General features: G+C 38.6%; 1 protein-coding gene. It reads right to left on the minus strand.

Translation table 11 applies throughout. The features are described 5' to 3' along the window. Window positions 1-72: 72 nt before the first annotated feature. Entirely contained in the window at window positions 73-804 is a 732-nt protein-coding gene (locus tag HC723_RS16960) for an SDR family oxidoreductase (protein WP_190339935.1), read from the minus strand. Window positions 805-830 lie beyond the last annotated feature (26 nt).

The raw sequence follows: 830 nt of genomic DNA on the forward strand, positions 1-830 counted from the left end.
AGTTGGTTAAAATAAGCGACGCAGGAGCAAAAACCAACTGTTTTTTGTCCTTTTAAGTGACTTGTTATACGGCTATTTACCACCAGCTATATCAACAAACGTACCTGTAATAAATGATGCTTCATTTGAGAGTAAAAAAGCAATAGATGCGGCAACTTCTTCAGGTTTACCACCTCGTTGTAATGGAATTAAACTCTTAACCCTTTCAACTCTCTCTGGCTCACCGCCATCTGCGTGCATACCAGTATAAATAAAGCCAGGTCTAACACAATTAACACGAATATTTTTATTTGCAATCTCAAGGGATAAGCCAATTGTTAATGTATCAATGGCTCCTTTAGATGCCGCATAGTCAAGATATTCAGATGGCGAACCTAACCTTGAAGCAGCAGAAGAGACATTAACAATTGCGCCACCATTATCCATTCGGTTTATAGCTTCTCGGCAACAAAGGAAGTAGCTTGTAACATTAGTGGAAAGTATTTTATTAATTCTGTCTTCTGACATATCAGCGATAGTCATTTGTGGAAGTAAAATACCCGCGTTATTAACTAAGTGAGTAACCTTACCCAATGAGTTGTCGATTGTATTAAAAAGGCGAATAACATCTTTATCTTTTGACACATCAGCTTGTACCGCAATAGCTATTCCACCATCCTTTTCTATTTCAGCAACAACTTTATTAGCTTCAACTTCATTAGAATGGTAATTAACACAAACAGCATAGCTTTGCTTTGCAAGAAACTTGGAAGTTGCGGCACCAATTCCTCGGCTACCACCAGTGACCAAAACTATCCGATTCATCGATACTCCGTTTGCCGTATAACGCC

It is taken from the genome of Vibrio sp. S11_S32, from assembly GCF_014694465.1.
In the GTDB taxonomy this organism is placed as follows: Bacteria; Pseudomonadota; Gammaproteobacteria; order Enterobacterales; family Vibrionaceae; genus Vibrio; species Vibrio algicola.

What these genes read in the sequence shown, in the direction of transcription:
- HC723_RS16960 (WP_190339935.1), bottom strand. Translation starts at nt 804, where the DNA reads ATGAATCGGATAGTTTTGGTCACTGGTGGTAGCCGAGGAATTGGTGCC.